The 19,101-nt window shown below is 52.3% G+C and carries 20 protein-coding genes; 14 read left to right on the top strand and 6 right to left on the bottom strand.

What is annotated here, in order from left to right; all coding sequences use genetic code 11:
* The first annotated feature begins 14 nt into the window (after window positions 1–14).
* A complete protein-coding gene (locus CLR69_RS16665; protein WP_129706530.1) occupies window positions 15–971 on the top strand; it encodes a DMT family transporter in 957 nt (318 codons plus the stop codon).
* Here the strand turns inward: CLR69_RS16665 and lysA are convergent.
* Window positions 968–2,230 (bottom strand): diaminopimelate decarboxylase, encoded by a 1,263-nt coding sequence (gene lysA, locus CLR69_RS16660; protein WP_129712139.1) that lies wholly within the window; start codon window positions 2,228–2,230, stop codon window positions 968–970. The genes CLR69_RS16665 and lysA overlap by 4 nt on opposite strands.
* A gap of 118 nt (window positions 2,231–2,348) precedes the next feature.
* Here lysA and CLR69_RS16655 point away from each other — a divergent pair, with 118 nt between their 5' ends.
* Window positions 2,349–3,278, top strand: a complete 930-nt coding sequence (locus CLR69_RS16655) for a LysR family transcriptional regulator (protein WP_129712384.1) — start codon at window positions 2,349–2,351, stop codon at window positions 3,276–3,278.
* Between the two features lie 26 nt (window positions 3,279–3,304).
* Here CLR69_RS16655 and CLR69_RS16650 read toward each other — a convergent pair whose 3' ends face one another.
* Complete coding sequence (locus CLR69_RS16650) at window positions 3,305–4,213, bottom strand: LysR family transcriptional regulator (protein ID WP_129712140.1); 909 nt, start codon at window positions 4,211–4,213, stop codon at window positions 3,305–3,307.
* A 107-nt stretch (window positions 4,214–4,320) separates the two neighbouring features.
* On the opposite strand from CLR69_RS16650, the gene CLR69_RS16645 reads away from it, so the two are divergent.
* The 4 genes from CLR69_RS16645 to CLR69_RS16630 all read left to right on the top strand — a co-directional run bounded on the left by CLR69_RS16645 (window position 4,321) and on the right by CLR69_RS16630 (window position 6,906).
* The gene (locus CLR69_RS16645) at window positions 4,321–5,202 is read left to right on the top strand and encodes an MBL fold metallo-hydrolase (RefSeq protein ID WP_129706538.1); all 882 of its coding nucleotides are present in this window, start codon (window positions 4,321–4,323) and stop codon (window positions 5,200–5,202) included.
* Window positions 5,190–5,846: a DsbA family protein gene (locus tag CLR69_RS16640; protein WP_129712141.1), complete on the top strand. Its 657-nt coding sequence runs from the start codon at window positions 5,190–5,192 to the stop codon at window positions 5,844–5,846. Before CLR69_RS16645 ends, CLR69_RS16640 begins: the two co-directional genes overlap by 13 nt.
* 167 nt (window positions 5,847–6,013) lie before the next feature.
* The gene (locus CLR69_RS16635; RefSeq protein ID WP_129706542.1) at window positions 6,014–6,577 is read left to right on the top strand and encodes an SMI1/KNR4 family protein; all 564 of its coding nucleotides are present in this window, start codon (window positions 6,014–6,016) and stop codon (window positions 6,575–6,577) included.
* A 35-nt stretch (window positions 6,578–6,612) separates the two neighbouring features.
* Window positions 6,613–6,906, top strand: coding sequence for a DUF7677 family protein (locus CLR69_RS16630; protein ID WP_048262171.1), 294 nt, complete (start codon window positions 6,613–6,615; stop codon window positions 6,904–6,906).
* Between the two features lie 93 nt (window positions 6,907–6,999).
* Here CLR69_RS16630 and CLR69_RS16625 read toward each other — a convergent pair whose 3' ends face one another.
* The gene (locus tag CLR69_RS16625) at window positions 7,000–7,380 is read right to left on the bottom strand and encodes a hypothetical protein (protein ID WP_129706544.1); all 381 of its coding nucleotides are present in this window, start codon (window positions 7,378–7,380) and stop codon (window positions 7,000–7,002) included.
* 383 nt (window positions 7,381–7,763) lie between these two features.
* Between CLR69_RS16625 and CLR69_RS16620 the strand changes: the two genes are divergently transcribed.
* The gene (locus tag CLR69_RS16620) at window positions 7,764–8,546 is read left to right on the top strand and encodes an ATP-grasp domain-containing protein (protein WP_129712142.1); all 783 of its coding nucleotides are present in this window, start codon (window positions 7,764–7,766) and stop codon (window positions 8,544–8,546) included.
* Between the two features lie 165 nt (window positions 8,547–8,711).
* Here the strand turns inward: CLR69_RS16620 and CLR69_RS16615 are convergent, their stop codons facing one another.
* Complete coding sequence (locus tag CLR69_RS16615) at window positions 8,712–9,302, bottom strand: TetR/AcrR family transcriptional regulator (RefSeq protein WP_129712143.1); 591 nt, start codon at window positions 9,300–9,302, stop codon at window positions 8,712–8,714.
* 63 nt (window positions 9,303–9,365) lie between these two features.
* Window positions 9,366–10,412, bottom strand: coding sequence for an aldo/keto reductase (locus CLR69_RS16610; protein WP_129712144.1), 1,047 nt, complete (start codon window positions 10,410–10,412; stop codon window positions 9,366–9,368).
* Between the two features lie 106 nt (window positions 10,413–10,518).
* Between CLR69_RS16610 and CLR69_RS16605 the strand changes: the two genes are divergently transcribed.
* The 4 genes from CLR69_RS16605 (at window position 10,519) to pspG (ending at window position 14,209) form a co-directional block, all read left to right on the top strand.
* A complete protein-coding gene (locus CLR69_RS16605) occupies window positions 10,519–11,313 on the top strand; it encodes an SDR family NAD(P)-dependent oxidoreductase (protein WP_129712145.1) in 795 nt (264 codons plus the stop codon).
* Window positions 11,314–11,379: 66 nt separating this feature from the next.
* Window positions 11,380–12,486, top strand: a complete 1,107-nt coding sequence (locus CLR69_RS16600) for an NADH:flavin oxidoreductase (RefSeq protein ID WP_129712146.1) — start codon at window positions 11,380–11,382, stop codon at window positions 12,484–12,486.
* Window positions 12,487–12,736: 250 nt separating this feature from the next.
* A complete protein-coding gene (gene dusA / locus CLR69_RS16595) occupies window positions 12,737–13,759 on the top strand; it encodes a tRNA dihydrouridine(20/20a) synthase DusA (RefSeq protein ID WP_129712147.1) in 1,023 nt (340 codons plus the stop codon).
* Window positions 13,760–13,936: 177 nt separating this feature from the next.
* Entirely contained in the window at window positions 13,937–14,209 is a 273-nt protein-coding gene (gene pspG, locus CLR69_RS16590) for an envelope stress response protein PspG (protein WP_129706559.1), read from the top strand.
* A gap of 369 nt (window positions 14,210–14,578) precedes the next feature.
* Here pspG and CLR69_RS16585 read toward each other — a convergent pair whose 3' ends face one another.
* Window positions 14,579–15,562 (bottom strand): quinone oxidoreductase, encoded by a 984-nt coding sequence (locus CLR69_RS16585; protein WP_129712148.1) that lies wholly within the window; start codon window positions 15,560–15,562, stop codon window positions 14,579–14,581.
* Between the two features lie 274 nt (window positions 15,563–15,836).
* Here CLR69_RS16585 and dnaB point away from each other — a divergent pair, with 274 nt between their 5' ends.
* Genes dnaB through CLR69_RS16570 form a run of 3 tightly spaced genes read left to right on the top strand, consistent with a single transcriptional unit; the run spans window position 15,837 to window position 19,019 of the window.
* Complete coding sequence (gene dnaB, locus CLR69_RS16580) at window positions 15,837–17,243, top strand: replicative DNA helicase (protein WP_010279223.1); 1,407 nt, start codon at window positions 15,837–15,839, stop codon at window positions 17,241–17,243.
* Between the two features lie 41 nt (window positions 17,244–17,284).
* Window positions 17,285–18,367, top strand: a complete 1,083-nt coding sequence (gene alr / locus CLR69_RS16575) for an alanine racemase (RefSeq protein ID WP_129706563.1) — start codon at window positions 17,285–17,287, stop codon at window positions 18,365–18,367.
* The gene (locus CLR69_RS16570; RefSeq protein ID WP_129712149.1) at window positions 18,360–19,019 is read left to right on the top strand and encodes a hypothetical protein; all 660 of its coding nucleotides are present in this window, start codon (window positions 18,360–18,362) and stop codon (window positions 19,017–19,019) included. Before alr ends, CLR69_RS16570 begins: the two co-directional genes overlap by 8 nt.
* Window positions 19,020–19,101: the final 82 nt, after the last annotated feature.

Genomic DNA, 19,101 nt, shown 5'->3' with positions numbered 1-19,101 from the left:
CAGGCAGGAAAAAGATGACACCACAGACCCGCGGCACAATAGAAATGGCTCTCGCGATGATCATTTCCGGCACGGTTGGCTGGTTCGTCCTGACGGCAGGACAACCCGCGATGACGGTAGTTTTTTGGCGCTGTGCGTTCGGCGCATTGACGATGCTGGTGGTATGCGGGTTATTGGGCTTGTTGCGGCAAGGCGTAATTAACAGGAAACAGGCTGGTATTGCCATACTCGGCGGTCTGGCGCTGGTACTCAACTGGACACTGCTGTTTGGCGCTTACTCGCATGCGTCTATTGCCGTTGCCACCGTGGTTTATCACACACAGCCTTTTATGCTGGTCGGGTTAGGCGCACTCTTTTTCAGAGAAACGCTAACCCTCAGCAAAGTCTACTGGTTATTGTGCGCCTTTGGCGGCATCGTCCTGATTGTCAGTGCTCAAACAGGCGCCGACAGCGATAGCAAAGATTACCTGTCTGGCATACTAATGGCATTGGGTGCCGCGTTCTTCTACGCTGTAGCGGCCGCGATAACAAAAAAGCTCTCAGGGATCCCGCCACACGTACTTGTGCTGATACAGCTACTCGTTGGCGTCGTGGTTCTTGCCCCCTTCGCCGCTATTCCCACGTCTCCGACAGCGTCGCAATGGGGAATTCTCGTGGCTATCGGCATGATCCATACCGGTCTCATGTCGACACTGTTATACAGCGCGATCCAGAAGATCCCGACCGCGCTGGTTGGCGCACTGTCGTTTATCTATCCCGTCATTGCGGCGCTGGTCGACTGGGCAGCCTTTGGACATCAGTTGGACGTGATGCAGCTTGCCGGAGCACTTGCGATTCTGCTGTCCGCCGCTGGGATAACGTTCGGCTGGCGCATCAGACTCAACTGGCAAGGGGGTAGCCTGCGTCATGCACCACGTTCAGGGGAAAAGCAGGACACTTTTCCCCCAACACAGTCGAAGCATGTCGATTAAAGCGCTTCCAGCGCCAGTAGCTCTTCCAGCGTCTGACGACGGCGAATCAGGCGCGGTTCCCCCTTTTCAAACAGCACTTCTGGCAGCAGTGGACGGCTGTTGTAGTTAGACGACATAGATGCACCGTACGCACCGGTATCATGGAATACCAGATAGTCGCCAACCTGCACATCCGGCAATGGGAAAGTTTCCACGCCACCGCCCGCCTGCTGGGTAAACACATCGCCGGACTCACACAGCGGCCCCGCAATCACGCTGTCGCGCAACGTGGACTGGCTGGTATCGCGGCCATCACCCGGCAGCAGAGAAATGTGGTGATAGCTGCCGTACATCGCCGGACGCATCAGATCGTTAAACCCGGCATCGACCAGCACAAAGTGGCGGCTGCCCATGGATTTTATCGCTCGCACTTCCGCCACCAGCACGCCGGATTCGGCGACCAGGAAACGCCCAGGCTCGATTTCCAGCGTGACCGGATGACCGAGATGCGCAGCAATTTTCTCACGCGCCGCATTCCACAATCCGTAATAGTGTTCAGTATCAATCGCTTCTTCACCGTAGCGATACGGAATCGACAGCCCACCGCCCGCTGAAATCGCCTCGATATCCTGACCCAGTTCAATAACCTGCTGAACCATCGCCTCGCACACCTGTTCCAGATGGCCGTAATCGACGCCGGAACCAATATGCATGTGGATCCCCACCAGCTTAAGCTGATAGCGCTGAATGTGCGCCAGTGCCAGCGGCAAATCGCCGTACCAGATGCCGTGCTTGCTGTTCTCACCACCGGTGTTGGTTTTCTGGCTATGACCATGACCAAACCCTGGATTCACACGCAACCATACCGGATGCCCCGGCGACTGCTGCCCAAGCTGTTCCAGCATATCGACCGAACCGGCGTTCACCGGAATATTCAGTTCAGAAACGCGTTGCAGCGTCGGGCGATCCAGCAGATCGGCAGTAAAGACGATCTCGTGGGCGTCGGTGCCCGGCACAAACCCTGCGATCAACGCCCGCTCGATTTCCCCCAACGATACCGAATCGACTTTCACACCCTGCTCACGCATCAGGCGCAAAATATGCGTGTTGGAACACGCCTTCTGCGCAAAGCGAATCGTATCGAACTGGCGCAGTTGGCCGATGCGGTTAACGATGGTCTGTGCGTCATAGGCCCAAACCGGGCAGCCAAAACGGGCCGGCAGTTCACGCAGGCTTTGCGCGTTAAGAGCGTGAGTCATGTCATTCAGATCGTGAGGCATAAATAATTACCAATTACGGGTTAATCGTGGTTGAGAACCACTATAAAAATTACCATTCTGGTAAACAAATATCGTTTTGAGCAGACTCTATTCATCTATGATATGGATAGGGGGGAACATAATGGCAATATCCTTACGACACATCGAGATTTTCCATGCGGTCATGACCACTGGTAATCTGACGGAAGCAGCAGCGTTACTGAACACGTCGCAGCCGACTGTCAGCCGCGAGCTGGCACGCTTCGAGAAACTGATTCAGATGACGCTATTCGAGCGACTGCGCGGCAGGCTTTATCCGACGGCACAGGGATTACAGCTGTTTGAAGAAGTTCAGCGCTCTTATTATGGGTTGGATCGCATCATCAATGCCGCCAGCGATATCCGCCGTTTTCAGCAGGCTCAGCTTTCTATCGCCTGTCTGCCCGTATTCTCACAGTCACTGCTGCCTGATGCCTGCAAGCCGCTGCTGGCGCGCTACCCTCTACTCAATCTGCACATTATTCCGCAAGAGTCGCCGCTGCTGGAAGAGTGGCTATCCGCACAGCGTCACGATTTAGGGTTAACGGAAAACAGCCTTACGCCAGCCGGTACAGAGCGGCAAACATTGATGCTGTTAAATGAAGTGTGTGTACTGCCTGCTGGGCATCCGTTAGTGCAAAAATCGGTGCTGACACCGCAGGATTTTGCTAATGAACCTTTTATCAGCTTGTCTAGCGCTGACAGCTATCGCCAACTGCTGGACAAGCTGTTTCAGGAACAGGACGTGTCGCGCCGGATGGTGCTGGAAACTCACAGCGCAGCCTCGGTGTGTGCAATGGTGCGGGCAGGCATCGGGTTGTCCATCGTCAACCCGCTGACCGCCTTGGATTATTCCGCCTCCGGCGTCGTCGTACGGCCTTTCAGCATCGACGTGCCCTTTACGGTAAGTTTGATTCGCCCACTGCACCGCCCAGCGTCAGCGCTGGTCGATACCGTCATTGATCAACTCAAACAATACGCCGAGAGTGTGCCTTCACGTTTAGAACAGGTTTTGCGGCAGTCATGCTGAGAACTTGACTAGGATAATTTTACCTATCACTGCGTCAGCCCCCGCCAGCGCGGATCGTGGGCAAACCAGTCCACCAGAAAATCCAACAGGGTACGCAGCGTGGCAGGCATCTGGCGGCGCGAGGTGTAAATACCATAAATCCCCATCGTCTGTGGACGATATTCCGGTAACAACGCCACCAACTGCCCGCTGGCGAGATAAGGCGTCACTGAATAGCGCGGTTGCAGCGCAATCCCCGCCCCTTCCAACGCCCCCGCCAACAACACCAGCGATTCATTGCCACTGAGGTTTCCGCTTACAGGTATCGTAAATTTTTCATCACCACGGGAAAAATGCCACAGGCTTTTGCCAAAATAAGTGTAAGTCAGGCAGTTATGGATAGAGAGGTCGGTCAGCTGTCGTGGAATACCATGCTCGTTCAGATAAGGAGGCGATGCACACAGCACCGACTCACAGTTTGCCAGCGGTCGGGCAATCAGATTGGGATCCAGTTCATTGGTAATACGCAGCGCCAGATCGATACGTTCCTCGACCAGATTCACCGCTCGGTTATTCATTTGCAGATCGATAGCGACCCGAGGATGACGTCGTAGGAAAGCGGTTATCGCCATGCCGACCGCCCCCTGCGCTAGCGACTGTGAACAACTGAGACGCAGCAAGCCGCTTAACGTGGCAGCGTCAGTAGCAGCCTCGATACGCATATCCGCCGTCAACGCCAACATCTCCCGGCAGCGCGTCAGCGTTTTTTCACCCGCATCCGTCAGGCTCAGCTTGCGCGTGGTGCGATGTAATAATCGCGCCCCGGCCCACGTCTCCATTTCCGCCAGATAACGCGTCACCATCGCACGAGACATGTCCAGCGTCTCTGCCGCCGCGATCATGCTACCGCGGTCTATAATCGTCACAAACACTTCAGCAGCCGTAATGCGATCCATAAATTAGTCCGTTTTATGCAACAAACAATTGCCATTTTTGCGGTTTTTCGTACGAAAGATGCAACATAACATAAACCCACTTTCTGTCATACCTGTGGAGTATCACCATGTCTAAATCTATCGCTTTTACCGTGTCTTTACTCGCTGCATCCCTAGGACTGGCATCTGCTGCTAACGCCGCTGAGTTAAAAATCGACGTGTTTAATCCAGGTGAAGCCAGTGTATTCCCCGTTTCCTCTGAAATTATCAGCGGCGATAAAGAAGTCGCCCTGATCGATGCCCAGTTCCAGCGTAACGATGCCCAAACGCTGGTTGACCGCATCAAAGCCACCGGCAAAAAACTGACCACCGTCTATATCAGCCATTCCGACCCTGACTACTACTTCGGTCTGGACGTGATTAAAGCCGCGTTCCCAGACGCTAAAATTGTTGCGACTCAAGCGACCATCGACGCAATCAATGCCAGCAAAGACGGCAAAGTGGCGCACTGGGGCCCCGTTCTGAAAGAAAATGCACCGAAAGAGATCGTGGTTCCTCAACTGCTGGCAGGCGATAGCTTTACCGTTGACGGCAAAAAACTGGAAGTAAAAGGACTGAAAGGACCAACGCCCGATCGCACTTTCGTCTGGATCCCTTCTCTGAAAGCCGTTGTCGGCGGTATTCCAGTGTCTGCCAACATCCATGTCTGGCTGGCCGATACCCAAACGCCAGAATCTCGCGTTCACTGGCGTGAAACGCTGAAATCGATTGAAGCGCTGAAGCCGACCACCGTCGTGCCGGGCCATTTCATCGCACCAACAGATTACACCTTGAAAAACGTGACATTCACGCTGCAATATCTGGATACTGTGGAAAAAGAGCTGGCGAAAAGCAAAGATTCTGCCGAGCTGATCGCTGCAATGAAAAAACACTACCCGACGCTGAAAGAAGAGTCTGGTCTTGAACTGAGTGCCAAGGTCCTGAAAGGTGAAATGAAGTGGCCACAGTAAGACTGCATTACATTTACGATCCCTTGTGCGGCTGGTGCTACGGTGCCGCCCCACTCGCGCTAGCCGCGCAGGAAATCGACGGGTTAGAACTGATCCTCCACGGTGGCGGTATGATGACCGGCAGCAACAGTCGAACCATCACCCCAGAGTGGCACGATTATGTGATCCCGCACGATCGCCGTATTGCGCAATTGACCGGGCAAACTTTCGGGGAAGCTTATTACGAAGGCTTGCTACGCGACACCAGTGTCGTTTTGGATTCCGCGCCGCCGACGGCTGCCGTATTAGCTGCGGAAGCGATGGGTGACAAAGGTATGGAGATGCTGCACCAGATAGAGCAGGCGCACTACGTTTCCGGGCTTAAAATCGTAGACGCTGCCGTACTGCGTCAGTGTGCGGAAGAGATCGGTCTGGATGGCGACGCCTTCTGCACAGAACTCGCCTTTATTCAGGCAGAAGCGCTGTCAAAACACATCAGCGCCAGCCGGGAATTACTGGCGAAAGTGCGCGGACAGGGCTTCCCCACTTTTGCGTTGGAAGATGCAAACGGGAATTTCCAGCAAATTCCAGCAGCAAACTACCTCGGTCAGGTAGAAGCATGGCGCAACGTACTGACACAGATGGTCAACCGCGCAGCCGCATAAGCGTTCTTATCAACCTTCCCAAGGGAGCAAGCCAACAGCCTGCTCCCTTTGTTTTTTAGTTCCCGATACCGGCTATATCTCATCCCCTTAAACCGCTAAAGTATTTCCTTCGTGATAAATCAGCGCGCCACCGCGTTTATTCATCACCTCGTTGAGAAGGAAGCAACATGAACGAACACTGGTCTGTTTTTGAAACATGGTTGGAAACGCACTGGCCTGAAGGACGCAAAGGGCTCAATCCTCCCGCGACAGAACAAGAGCTAGAAGCGCTTGAACACGCACTTGGCACCTCGTTGCCAGAGGACTACAAAGCCTGTCTGCGTATTCACAACGGTCAAGATACCTACTCTGGCGGCATTTTTGAGAACGCAGAATTCTTATCCACACACGCGGTACTTGAACAATGGGAAATCTGGCAGTCGTTACTTAGCGATGGGCAATTTGAGGGCATCCAGTCCAGCCCGGAAGACGGCATCAAGACAGACTGGTGGAACCTAAAGTGGATCCCCTTTACCCACAACGGCGGCGGCGATCACTACTGCCTCGATCTCGATCCAGCAGCCGGAGGCCAGCATGGCCAGATTATTACCATGTGGCACGACATGGACGACAGAGAAAAGCTCTCTCCTTCATTTGCAAGCTGGTTCCAGAACTATGTCTCCGACGTGATTGCCGGAAAATACGTTTACTCTGATGAATACGGCGGGCTGACACCGATTGATGAGCTATAAATGCGCAACGTAATCAATAACGGGAGCGAGTTACCATGAAATTAAGCCACAGCTTTAGCAGTGCATTAAGAACGTTCGCCTATTTCATGGCCAGCGGTACCCAAAATACGCTTGAAGGCATTGATTACCTTTCACTGTACGGTGAAGAGCCCAGCGCGTTTGAACAAGTCTTCGCTATCTACGCTAATGTGTTAGAGCTGGATGAAGACGGCAACGTACTAAACGCCAAATATGCCGAAAAACGGGCAACAGACTATTTACGGCAATACTGCGATCCCAGTTTCACCGTTGATCCCCCTTATGAAGATTGGGAGGTAGAGCTGCATTAATTTCCCCACAGTATTGCTTGATCAAAAAAGCCTCGACGAAATGGTCGAGGCTTAGCAGAAACCCGAATTAATGATGGGTTATGATGAATTAAATCAGTCAGGTTGACGGGTAAAAACAACATCTTCAAATGAGAAACGCTGTTGACCACCGGTAATGGTCGTGTACGAACGACTACCGCTCAGCGTAATTTGTTGCGGAGTATCCGTTGATGTGCCAACCCAATAGTCGCGGATGACATAATTGTAGCCACCAGCATTATTGCGATAGGTACACGCAACACCCAAATTAATCGTGGCGCGACCAGCGGTGTAGAGCCAGGAGCCAGAGAAAGATTCCCCCTGATAAATGAATTCACCGACAGGTGTATCTTTTGCAGTGAATGTCCCCGTAAATGTTGCCCCTGCAAAATCGGGGTCGGTAATGACCAACACATGTTTACCATCTTCGCTAGAATACGTTCCGGCTTCTAACATAATTAACCTCTCTATTGATTTTTTAGTAAATAAAATTACGCACTGTCGCACCGTAATAAAAAGAATCTATTTTCCAACCTCATGAAAAAATAGAAAATAGGGAGCGAAGTACTTAGAGAGTGTATAAAAAAAACCTGCGATATCTTATTAAACCACTTTATAACCTTAACACCTTAATATCAGCAGTCAGCTTGCTTCAAGCATCTAACGCAAGAGATCATTTTCATTTCTTCTTTTTCGATAGCATACGGCTAGCGCTCACATGGCATCAAAAGACTCCATATCAGAAGACGATCTCACTAGCGACAAGCTGCTTATTTTTAAGAAGTGTGATAAGTTGTTTTAAATTTCAACCCTACACCTTCTATCCTGAGATCATTTATATGAATGTAATTTACCCTAGTGATTACTTTGATAATTCAAAAGTGGATGAGATGTTTAAGGCAGAATATTATTCTGCGCAAGAAAGTGGCTTATCATGTCTATTATTATCCACACAACATGTATCCAATGGAAAATACAAATTCTCAAAAGGCTTTGAACTGGACGCACCTGTCATTTGGCGAGGCTGGATGCTCAAATCGGATGAATATAAGAGTTTGAGCGATGCGGTGACTCAGAATGGCGGTAACATGCTCGTATCTCTAGAGGATTACCTCTCAAGCCATCATATTACGGGATGGTATAAATCATGCGAAAAATATACGCCAGAGACCATTTTCTTAAAAGAGAATGACGATTTCGATAAAGTGACTAACCAGCTAAAATGGCCAGCCTATTTTGTAAAAGACCATGTAAAATCACTAACCACATCCAGAGGGTCTATCGCCATAAATGCTGAAGAGATTCGAGATATAATAGAATCCATTAAAAAATTCCGTGGTGATATTGAAGGCGGAGTTAATCTGAGAAAAGTTGAAGATATTATAAAAACCAGCGAAAGACGCTATTTTTCCGTTCAAAATAACGTGTATTCTTCTGACAATATTGTTCCAGATGTTGTTGTTGAAATAGCACAGCATATCAGCTCACCTTTTTTCTCGATTGATATGGCTGAAAATGCTTCTGGTGAGCTTCGCCTAATAGAAATTGGAGATGGACAAGTCTCTGATACCAAAGAATGGGAAGTAGACAAGTTCATTCAAATATTTCTTAATATGCATTAGCCCAGACTTGGGCTGATACTTTTTTTACTCAGAGCCGTATTTAATCTGGCTATTGAGTGATTCAGGTATGCGCTTACTAGTTACGAATTCGATTTAACCTTTCATTACGGAAATAATTAAACATTGGCATGCTGTCGAGGATTTTCGTTTCACTGATGTTCACTATTACTCTTCAGTTGCTTCTCTCTCAATTAAAACTGCTTTAGCGGCTGCAAGAAAACGCTCGGAGATTTCGTCTCCACGAGTTGCTCTGGCCAGCATCAAAGCCCCAGTCATCAACGCAAACTGCATCAGATGCCTGTCATTGGTTACACTGTTAGGGTCGCTGTTCTGCATATTTTTAATATGTTCAGCCATTCCTCTGACACCGGAAATGTAAGTTTCATGCACCGGCTTATCCTGCCCCTTACGTTGCACATCAGTAGCAAGTGCAGCAACGGCACAGCCACTGGCTGGACAATCACGGTGGTCAGAAGACAGATAATATTCAACCAGTTGTGGAAAATCACGAATATTGCGTTCGCCCATCGCCGCACGACTTTCTTCAAATGCCTGCTCACAAGCGATCGCCTCCAGAGCATCCTTGGAGCTAAAATGTCCGTAAAATCCACCGTGAGTCAGTCCGGCGGCAGACATGATGTCCTTAAGACTTACACCATCGAGGCCCCGTTCCCTGAACATCTGAGATGAGGTAGCGATAATACTATTACGGTTAAGATCGCTTTGCTCTCTGGAAACTCGCCCGGTTCTGGCCATTTTTTACTCCCGCTACTTTCATATGGGGGCAGTTAACCTGCCCCTGAAAAACAGATCGCCTGCTCAGGCTCGTGGTGGTGTGATCTTACCATATTCAGCACCCAAACCCTGTGCACGCGGTAAAGTACCGACAATCTGCTGATGGGGAGTACCTGTGGAAATGGCACTGACCTCATCAAGCCGGGCCGCCTGCGTGGCACTGAGTTTGATCTCCAGCGCCAGAAGTGTTTCGGCAAGCTGGCTTGTCGTCCGCGAACCAATAATCGGGATCAGCGACGTCTGCAACAGTGTCGCTCTGTGACGCAGCCAGGCCATTGCCACTTGTACAGGCATGACATTCAGTTCCTGGGCCACGCTGAATACTTCATCGAGAAGCGTCGGGTCCTGCTCTGTATGAACCAGCCTACCAGCGAAACCTTTTAGCCTACCTTCCTGACTAGTACGATATTTTCCAGTCAGCATCCCGCCCCCCAAAGGAGACCAGATAGTGGCAGCAAGGCCCAGAGCATCGGCCATCGGCAAGAGTTCACGCTCGGCGGTACGTTCAGCCAGACTATATTCAACCTGAATGCCTGCAATACGTGACCATCCGCGCAATTCAGCCAGTGTTTCTGCACGCGCAATTTTCCAGGCCGGGAAGTTGGACAGTCCGGCATATTGCACCTTACCCGCCCGAATAAGATCATCAAAGGCTCGGACGATTTCTTCCAGTGGTGTCATCTGGTCATCGAAATGTGCCCATAAAAGTTCGATCCGATCGGTTTTCAGACGTTTCAGGCTGTTTTCAACCGAAGCAATCATATTCCTTCGACTATTACCCGTAATGGCAATCCCTGCGTCTGGGCGCGCACTCAGAGTATATTTGGTGGCGACGACAAAATGATCGCGATCGGCCGCAATAAAATCACCAATCATCTGTTCAGACTCACCAAACTGGTAAGCATCTGCCGTATCAATAAAATTTCCTCCGGCATTAACATACCCATCAAACACCGCTCGGGCTTCTGCTTTTTCGGAACCATATCCCCATCCGGTGCCGAAATTTCCTGTTCCCAGTGCCAGCTCTGATACGCGCAAACCGGTGTTACGTCCAAATGTTGTATATCGCATAACGTTTCTCACTCAGCTCATTAATAAATGATGGTTGACATTTATTATACATGTCGATCATCATTTAAAAAGACAAACAAGACTATTTTTTACCAGAGAGATAAAAATGACTGAGATAACACCTTCCGTATTGGTCACCGGTGCTTCAACAGGGCTGGGGGCAGTGTATGCAGACCGCTTTGCTCGTCGTGGGCATAATCTTGTCCTTGTTGCTCGTGACGTCACTCGCATGGAGGCACTTGCCACACGACTGCGGGCACAATACAGCATTGAAGTGGACGTTCTGCCAGCTGACCTGACTCAGGAAACGGAGCTTGATGCTGTTGCAAAACGCCTCGAAACCGACACCAGTATTACGATACTGGTCAATAACGCCGGAATGAGTTTGCCCGGCACCTTCACCACGCAGACACCAGCTGATATTGATCGTCTGATCGCCGTTAATTTAACTGCGGTTGTCCGTCTGGCTCGCGCGGTGGCCCCACGTCTTGCCAAAGCGGGAACGGGCTCCATCATCAATATCAGTTCCGTGGTTGGTCTGGCACCGGAATTTGGGATGACAATTTACGGGGCGACCAAGGCGTTTGTGCTTTTCCTGTCACAGGGATTAAGTCTTGAGCTTGGCCCACAGGGTGTCTATGTCCAGGCCGTCGTGCCTGCCGTTACACGCACTGAAATCTGGGAGCGAGCTGGAACAGATATCAACACGCTAAGTGGTGTGATGGAGGCCGGAGAGCTGGTTGATGCTGCACTGACCGGTTTTGATCGTCGGGAGTCGGTGACGATCCCTCCTCTATACGAAGAGTCTTTGTGGACTCACCATGAACAGTCTCGTCAGGCAATGTTGACTGAATTTGGTCAGGAACACGCCGCACCACGTTACCTCAGTGAGACCAAATAAACCGTACAGGTTCTGCAATCTGAAACGATCGATAACCCACTGTTTCATAGTAAGGAAAATAGAGATATGAGTGACAATATTCTGTTTACCCCTTTCACTCTGAAGGGGATGACGCTGCCAAACCGTATCGTAATGGCCCCCATGACCCGCGGTATGGCGCCAGATGGGATACCTGGTCAGGCTCAGGCTGACTATTACCGCCGTCGCGCTGAAGGCGAAGCTGGACTTATCCTGACCGAAGGCACCGTGGTTAATCGCCCGGCGTCACGTAACATGCCGGGAATCCCTTTCTTTTACGGCGAACAGGCGCTTGTAGGTTGGGGAATGGTCGCCGATGCAGTACATGCTGAAGGCGGACGTATCGGGCCACAACTCTGGCATACCGGTTCAACTCGCGCACAAGGATGGGAGCCAGACGCTCCGGTAGAAAGCCCCTCTGGACTGGTCGGTGCGGACGCCCCCCGAGGTGTGACGATGACGGAAGAGGATATTGCGGATACGGTGGCCGCCTTTGCTCACGCCGCAGCCGATGCTAAACGCCTTGGGTTCGACACCGTAGAACTGCACGGTGCCCATGGTTATCTGATTGACCAGTTTTTCTGGCCCGTAACCAATCGTCGTACCGATGCCTGGGGTGGGGAAACTATTTTACAGCGTTCCCGTTTTGCAGCCGACATTGTGCGTGCCGTGCGAGCTGCCGTAGGCCCGGATTTTCCGCTTATCCTTCGTGTCAGCCAGTGGAAGCAGCAGGAATATACCGCGCGCCTCGCAAGTACGCCGCGTGAGATGACTGACTGGCTAGCGCCATTGGTTGATGCTGGTGTTGATATTCTGCACTGTTCCCAGCGACGCTTCTGGGAACCGGAGTTCCCCGAACAGGATGGGAGTAATGGACTGAACTTTGCCGGTTGGGCCAAAAAACTTACCGGAGCCGCCACCATCAGTGTGGGATCTGTCGGCCTGTCCGGTGATTTTTTCGGTGCATTTGGCGGACAAGGTTCCGGTACCGCAGCGCTTGATAATCTCTACACCCGAATGGAGCGTGAAGAGTTTGACCTGATAGCCGTCGGTCGTGCCCTCCTCTCAGATCCACAGTGGGTACAAAAAGTCCGAGCAGGCAAAACGGATGAGCTCCACGGCTTTCGGGCCGAAGACCTTGCATCTCTGTTCTGATCTTGAGGTCCCGCTACTGGCGGGACATCTTTAATGGGCATTCACCTCCCTGTTAACGACAGGAAAATAGCCGCGCAGCTCAGATTCATATTTATTGAACTCAGGTTATCGCACACATGGAACGCGTGTTCCCTGACGCAGGGTAAGATAACACTCAGTCACGATGCGTTCCCTGTGCTATAGTCGGACGCCAGCAAAGATAGCCTCAGACCATACTGCCAGACACACACGAAACGATAACTGACAAATCATGACCGACGTAAAATCAGGTACACACCACACGGCATCCACCGACTCTCGCGCTTCTCACCTTAACCGCTTCTCCATCGCGCCGATGTTGGACTGGACCGATCGCCACTGCCGTTACTTCCTTCGCCAGTTGAGCAGCCAGACGCTGCTGTATACCGAAATGGTGACAACAGGCGCCATTCTGCACGGTAAAGGCGACTATCTGGCCTACAGCGAAGAAGAACATCCGCTTGCGCTGCAACTCGGCGGTAGCGATCCGCAAGCGCTGGCGCAGTGTGCCAAACTGGCAGAACAGCGCGGCTATGATGAAGTGAACCTGAACGTCGGCTGCCCGTCCGATCGCGTCCAGAATGGTCGTTTCGGCGCTTGTCTGATGGGTGAAGCGGCACTGGTCGCGGACTGTATCAAAGCGATGAAAGACAGTACCTCAATCCCGATTACGGTGAAAACTCGCATCGGCATTGACGATCAAGACAGCTATGAATTCCTGTGCAACTTTATTCAAACCGTTGCCGAACGCGGCGAGTGCGATACCTTTATCGTCCACGCACGCAAAGCCTGGCTATCGGGCCTGAGTCCAAAAGAGAATCGGGAGATTCCGCCGCTGGATTATCCGCGCGTTTACCAGCTCAAGCGTGATTTTCCCGCGCTCACCATCGCCATCAACGGCGGCGTCAAAACGCTGGAAGAAGCCAAAACGCACTTACAGCATCTGGACGGCGTGATGATGGGGCGTGAGGCATACCAGAATCCCGGTATTCTGGCGCAGGTCGACCGCGAACTGTTTGGTATTGATGCAGCCACGCCGGATCTCGCTGGCGTAGTACGCGCCATGTATCCCTACATCGAGCGCGAGCTCTCTGGCGGTGCATCTTTAGGCCATATCACGCGCCACATGCTCGGCATGTTCCAGGGCATCCCCGGCGCTCGTCAATGGCGACGCTACCTGAGCGAAAATGCCCACAAACCTGGAGCCGATTCTGCGGTAGTAGAACGTGCGCTAGCATTGGTTAATCTGGTTTAAAAAACACTAATAGTTAGTCATTTTCAACAACCTTCCTTCACGCCTTCTTCTGACGTCGCTGGTAAATCAACTACTTACCAGCGGCACATCTTGGCACGATTCTTGTTATAGCTTATGTAACACGCAGAGCCACTTTTTCCTGCGTCAGAAGCGATTTAACAGCTATAGGAGCGCACCATGTTGGAAATTTTCTTCGTTATTGGCTTTTTTATCATGCTGATGTTAACGGGCGTGTCACTGCTGGGCGTAATTGCGGCACTGTTTGTGGCGTCCCTTTTTATGCTGATTGGTGGGCTGTTTACCATGGCGGTAAAAGTGTTGCCGTGGTTGATTTTAGCTGTCGCGGCCGTGTGGCTGTGGCGTAAGTTTAGCGGGCGGCCCGTCTACAACTCGCACCGTTCTACCTATCGGAAATACACCTACCGCCAGCGCAATGGGAATGAGTGGTAATGCCAGAACAGGGAAAAATCTGAATTACGCGCGAAAATAACGGGCAATGTCGTGTTTAACACTGATTTGTTTGGGTACTGCTTTGTTTTAATACGATCTGTTTTAGTACAAAAGTGTGCGCCAGCAGATATTTTTTCCCTGATGTGGCTGCTAGGATGACGCCACTGTTTGATACTCGATTGTCGTTTAAAGAGTGAGCAAACACCGTGGCAAATAAGCCACACGATTTCATCGTCGTCAGGGAAACAATAGCCGCACAGCGGTACCTTCGTGACGATCACCACGCTGTACCCTACATACAGTCTGATGAAATTTGCGTAATGGCAAAAGCCTCCCTTTGGGAGGCTTTTTGTTTTTCAGCAACAACCGTTAGGGAATCAACAGGCATGAGCCTTGTGTGCTGCGGCTTTCCAGCGCCCGATGGGTAGCTTGTGCATCTGCTAGCGCGAATATCTGATTCTGTGGCACATCTACCGTAATCGCCCCGCTGGCAATCAATGAGAACAGTTCATTGCTGGCCTGCTCTAACTCAGCACGGTTCGTCACATAGCCAAACAGAGAGGGACGCGTAACGTACAGTGACCCTTTCTGGTTCAAAATCCCCAGATTGACGCCAGTCACCGGCCCGGAAGCGTTACCAAAACTGACCATCAATCCGCGACGGCGCAGGCTATCGAGCGAGGCCTCCCAGGTATCTTTGCCGACCGAGTCATACACAACACCCACTTTCTGGCCATCGGTCAATTCTGCGACTCGCTGGGCGATATTCTCGGTACGATAGTTAATCGTCGCCCAGGCACCCGCCTGTTTTGCGCGCTCCGCTTTCTCATCGGAACCCACCGTACCGATCAACTTCGCCCCCAGCGCTTTTGCCCACTGACAGGCAATCAGCCCGACGCCACCCGCAGCCGCATGGAACAGAAATACTTCATTTGGCTTGATCTCATACGTCTGGCGCAGCAGATAGTAAACGGTCAGCCCTTTCAGGAAAGAGGCCGCGGCCAGCTCAAAGCTGATAGCGTCCGGCAGTAGCGCAACTTTCTCCGCGACTACGTTATGCACCTCGCTATACGCCCCCAGTCCAGACTGCGCATACACAACGCGATCGCCGACTTTCAGCGCGCTAACACCTGCCCCGACTTTCGTTACGACGCCCGCGGCTTCGGTCCCCAGCCCGGAAGGCAAATCAGGAACTGGATACAAGCCACTACGAATGTAGGTATCAATAAAATTAATGCCGATGGCGCGGTTCTCAACCTGAACTTCTCCCGCTGCGGGTTCGGCAGGCGTGAAATCCACATATTGCAAAACCTCTGGGCCACCATAAGCTCGGAACTGAACGCGTTTTGCCATGTTATCTCCTTAACCGTGACAGGTTCATCGTCTATCTATAACACGTATACCCTAAATAATTTGAGTTTCAGGCTGGCGACAAATCTGCCACGAGCAGATTTGAACGTTGCTTGCTGCGGCCCTTTAGGGCGAGGCCCACAACGGGCCGAGTATCTAAACGTCACCAACGCACATGCAACGTGAAGTATAACGGGTATATTGTGTTATTTCGGACGTGCGACATATACAATGCCCACTAATCCAATGGCAAATCAACCGGTAAAGAACCCGTTTCATGGCAGAGAAAAGACCCACCAATAAATCGAATGAACCCCGTGACCGCCAGATGGAAGGTCTGAAACTTCCGCCACATTCGCTGGAAGCGGAGCAATCGGTATTGGGTGGCCTGATGCTCGACAATGAACGCTGGGACAATGTCGCCGAGCGTGTTGTCGCTAACGACTTCTATAACCGTGCCCACCGCCTGATCTTCACCGAAATGCAGCGCCTGCTCGAAATGAGCAAACCGATCGACCTGATTACGCTGTCCGAGTCGCTCGAACTGCAAGGCTCGCTGGAATCCGCAGGTGGATTCGCCTATCTGGCAGAGCTGGCCAAAAACACCCCAAGCGCCGCCAATATCGGTGCCTACGCCGACATCGTGCGTGAGCGCGCCGTGGTGCGTGAAATGATCTCCGTCGCTAATGAGATCGCCGATGCAGGCTACGATCCACAGGGGCGTAGCAGCGAGGATCTGCTCGACCTGGCCGAGTCCCGCGTCTTTCAGATCGCCGAAAACCGTGCGAGTAAAGATGAAGGCCCCAAAAGCATCGACCGCATTCTGGAAGACACCGTTTCCCGTATCGAACAGTTGTATCAGCGCCCGCACGACGGCGTAACCGGCGTGTCTACCGGCTATCAGGATCTGGACAAGAAAACCGCAGGCTTGCAGAAATCTGACCTGATCATCGTGGCTGCGCGTCCATCAATGGGTAAAACCACCTTCGCCATGAACCTGTGTGAAAACGCGGCGATGATGCAGGATAAACCCGTATTGATCTTCAGTCTGGAGATGCCCGGTGAACAGATCATGATGCGTATGCTCGCCTCTCTGTCCCGCGTGGATCAGACCCGCATTCGTACCGGCCAGCTCGATGATGAGGACTGGGCGCGCATTTCCAGCACCATGGGGATCCTGCTGGAAAAGCGCAATATGTACATCGATGATTCCTCCGGCCTGACGCCGACCGAAGTACGATCCCGTGCCCGACGCGTGTTCCGTGAACATGACGGCCTGAGCCTGATCATGATCGACTACCTGCAATTGATGCGCGTGCCGTCATTGTCCGACAACCGTACGCTGGAAATTGCGGAAATTTCTCGCTCTCTTAAAGCATTGGCAAAAGAATTGCAGGTTCCGGTCGTCGCCCTGTCGCAGCTTAACCGTAGTCTGGAACAGCGCGCCGATAAGCGTCCGGTCAACTCGGACCTGCGTGAATCCGGCTCCATCGAGCAGGACGCCGACCTGATTATGTTTATCTACCGTGATGAGGTTTATCATGAGAACAGCGATTTGAAGGGCATCGCTGAAATCATTCTGGGGAAACAGCGTAACGGCCCGATTGGTTCCGTTCGTTTAACCTTTAACGGGCAGTGGTCGCGCTTTGATAACTATGCCGGCCCACAATATGACGATGAATAACGCAGCGCTCAGCAATGACAACACTGCACTAAGGAACAAGAATGAAAACGGCAACTGCCGTCATTAACCGGCGTGCTTTACGCCACAACCTGCAACGAATCCGCCAGTTAGCGCCTGGCAGTCAGGTCGTTGCCGTCGTGAAAGCCAACGCCTACGGCCACGGCATGATCGAATCAGCCCATACCTTTTGCGACGCTGACTGCTACGGCGTCGCGCGGCTCTCCGAGGCGCTGGCGCTGCGTGCCGCAGGCATCACCAAACCGATCGTCCTGCTGGAAGGTTTTTTCTCCGCCGACGACCTCCCGCTTCTGGTAGAGCACCAGCTAGAAACCGCCGTTCACAGCCCCGAACAGCTTGCCGCGCTGGAGCAGGCTACGCTGTCACAGCCGCTACGCGTGTGGATGAAGCTCGATACCGGTATGCACCGGCTTGGCGTTCTGCCTGAACACGCCGACGCGTTTTGGCAGCGTTTGACCGCATGTCGCAATGTGGTTCAGCCGGTCAATATCATGAGCCACTTTTCCCGTGCCGACGAGCCCGAGGCCGGAACTACCGAGCGCCAGTTGACCTGCTTCGATACCTTTACTCAGGGTAAGCCCGGCGCACAGTCCATCGCGGCCTCCGGTGGCATTTTGCTATGGCCACAGTCACACCGCGATCGTGTCCGTCCTGGCATTATTCTCTATGGTGTATCGCCGCTGGATAACGAAGATGCCGCGCATTTCGGCTTCCAGCCAGCCATGACCTTTACCTCTCATCTGATTGCCGTTCGCGAACACAAAGCGGGTGAAGCCGTCGGCTACGGCGGCACCTGGACGAGCCCGCGCGATACCCGTTTGGGCGTCGTGGCCGTCGGCTACGGCGATGGCTACCCGCGCTGCGCACCCGCCGGTACGCCCGTGTTCATCAACGGTCGCGAAGTCCCCCTTTCCGGTCGCGTATCGATGGATATGATTACGGTTGATTTAGGACCGGATGCGCAGGATAAGGTTGGCGATGAAGTGATCCTTTGGGGGCCAACGCTACCGGTTGAACGCATTGCCGCACACACGGGGGCCAGCGCCTACGAACTGATTACCCGCCTAACACAGCGCACTGCGTTGGAATACGTCGACGGTGAGTAAAAACGGACTGATGGATTTTTATCGGCAAGCCCCTGGCTTGCCGGCTTTCAGACGGGCTATCTACTATACGGCAAGCTGGCTTGCCGTAGCCGCGATCCTGACACTGTTTGCCCTCATTAATTACTATACCCTGAAACCGACGGATGTAGGCGGCACGCTGTTTGGCGGCATGTTCGGTGCGATACTCGATCTTATTTACTGGTCTTGCGCAGCGTCGGGATTTTGCTTTCTGGCGCTCTTTCAGCTCTCGGGATGGCGCATTGCCTGGATACTCGGGGGACTGGTGCAAATCGGTATCAGCGCCCTGTGGCGCATTCAATACTGGCAAGCGTATGAAAATGAGGAGCTGATACTTTCTCCGACACCTGGCGAACTGTATGTGTCCATACTGGTAGGTGTAGCGATGACCACTATCGGCGTCGTGAAATATCGGCACGCTCAACTAGCGGCGCGCACAACGCAGGCCAAAACAGCCCCTACAAAAACCATCACCGCCAAAACAATCGCGGCATTCGTGCTGATCGCACTTTATATGGCACTTCCGCTGCACCTCTATCTGCGTGATCCCCTACCCTACTGCGCTTTTAGCCCCAGCGGGCAGCAGTTAACGGTATGTTTGGGAGAGGGCGACGAACGGATCATTGTGGAGTGATGATGCTCAGAATGGCTATCACGCTATTCCGAGAATCATCATTCAAAAGATCAACATCATTAACAGAATAAACATCAGGCAC

The organism is Pectobacterium zantedeschiae (assembly GCF_004137795.1).
Classification (GTDB): Bacteria; Pseudomonadota; Gammaproteobacteria; order Enterobacterales; family Enterobacteriaceae; genus Pectobacterium; species Pectobacterium zantedeschiae.
The sequence above is the reverse complement of the archived record's forward strand: the minus strand, read 5'-3'. Positions and strand labels throughout refer to the sequence as shown.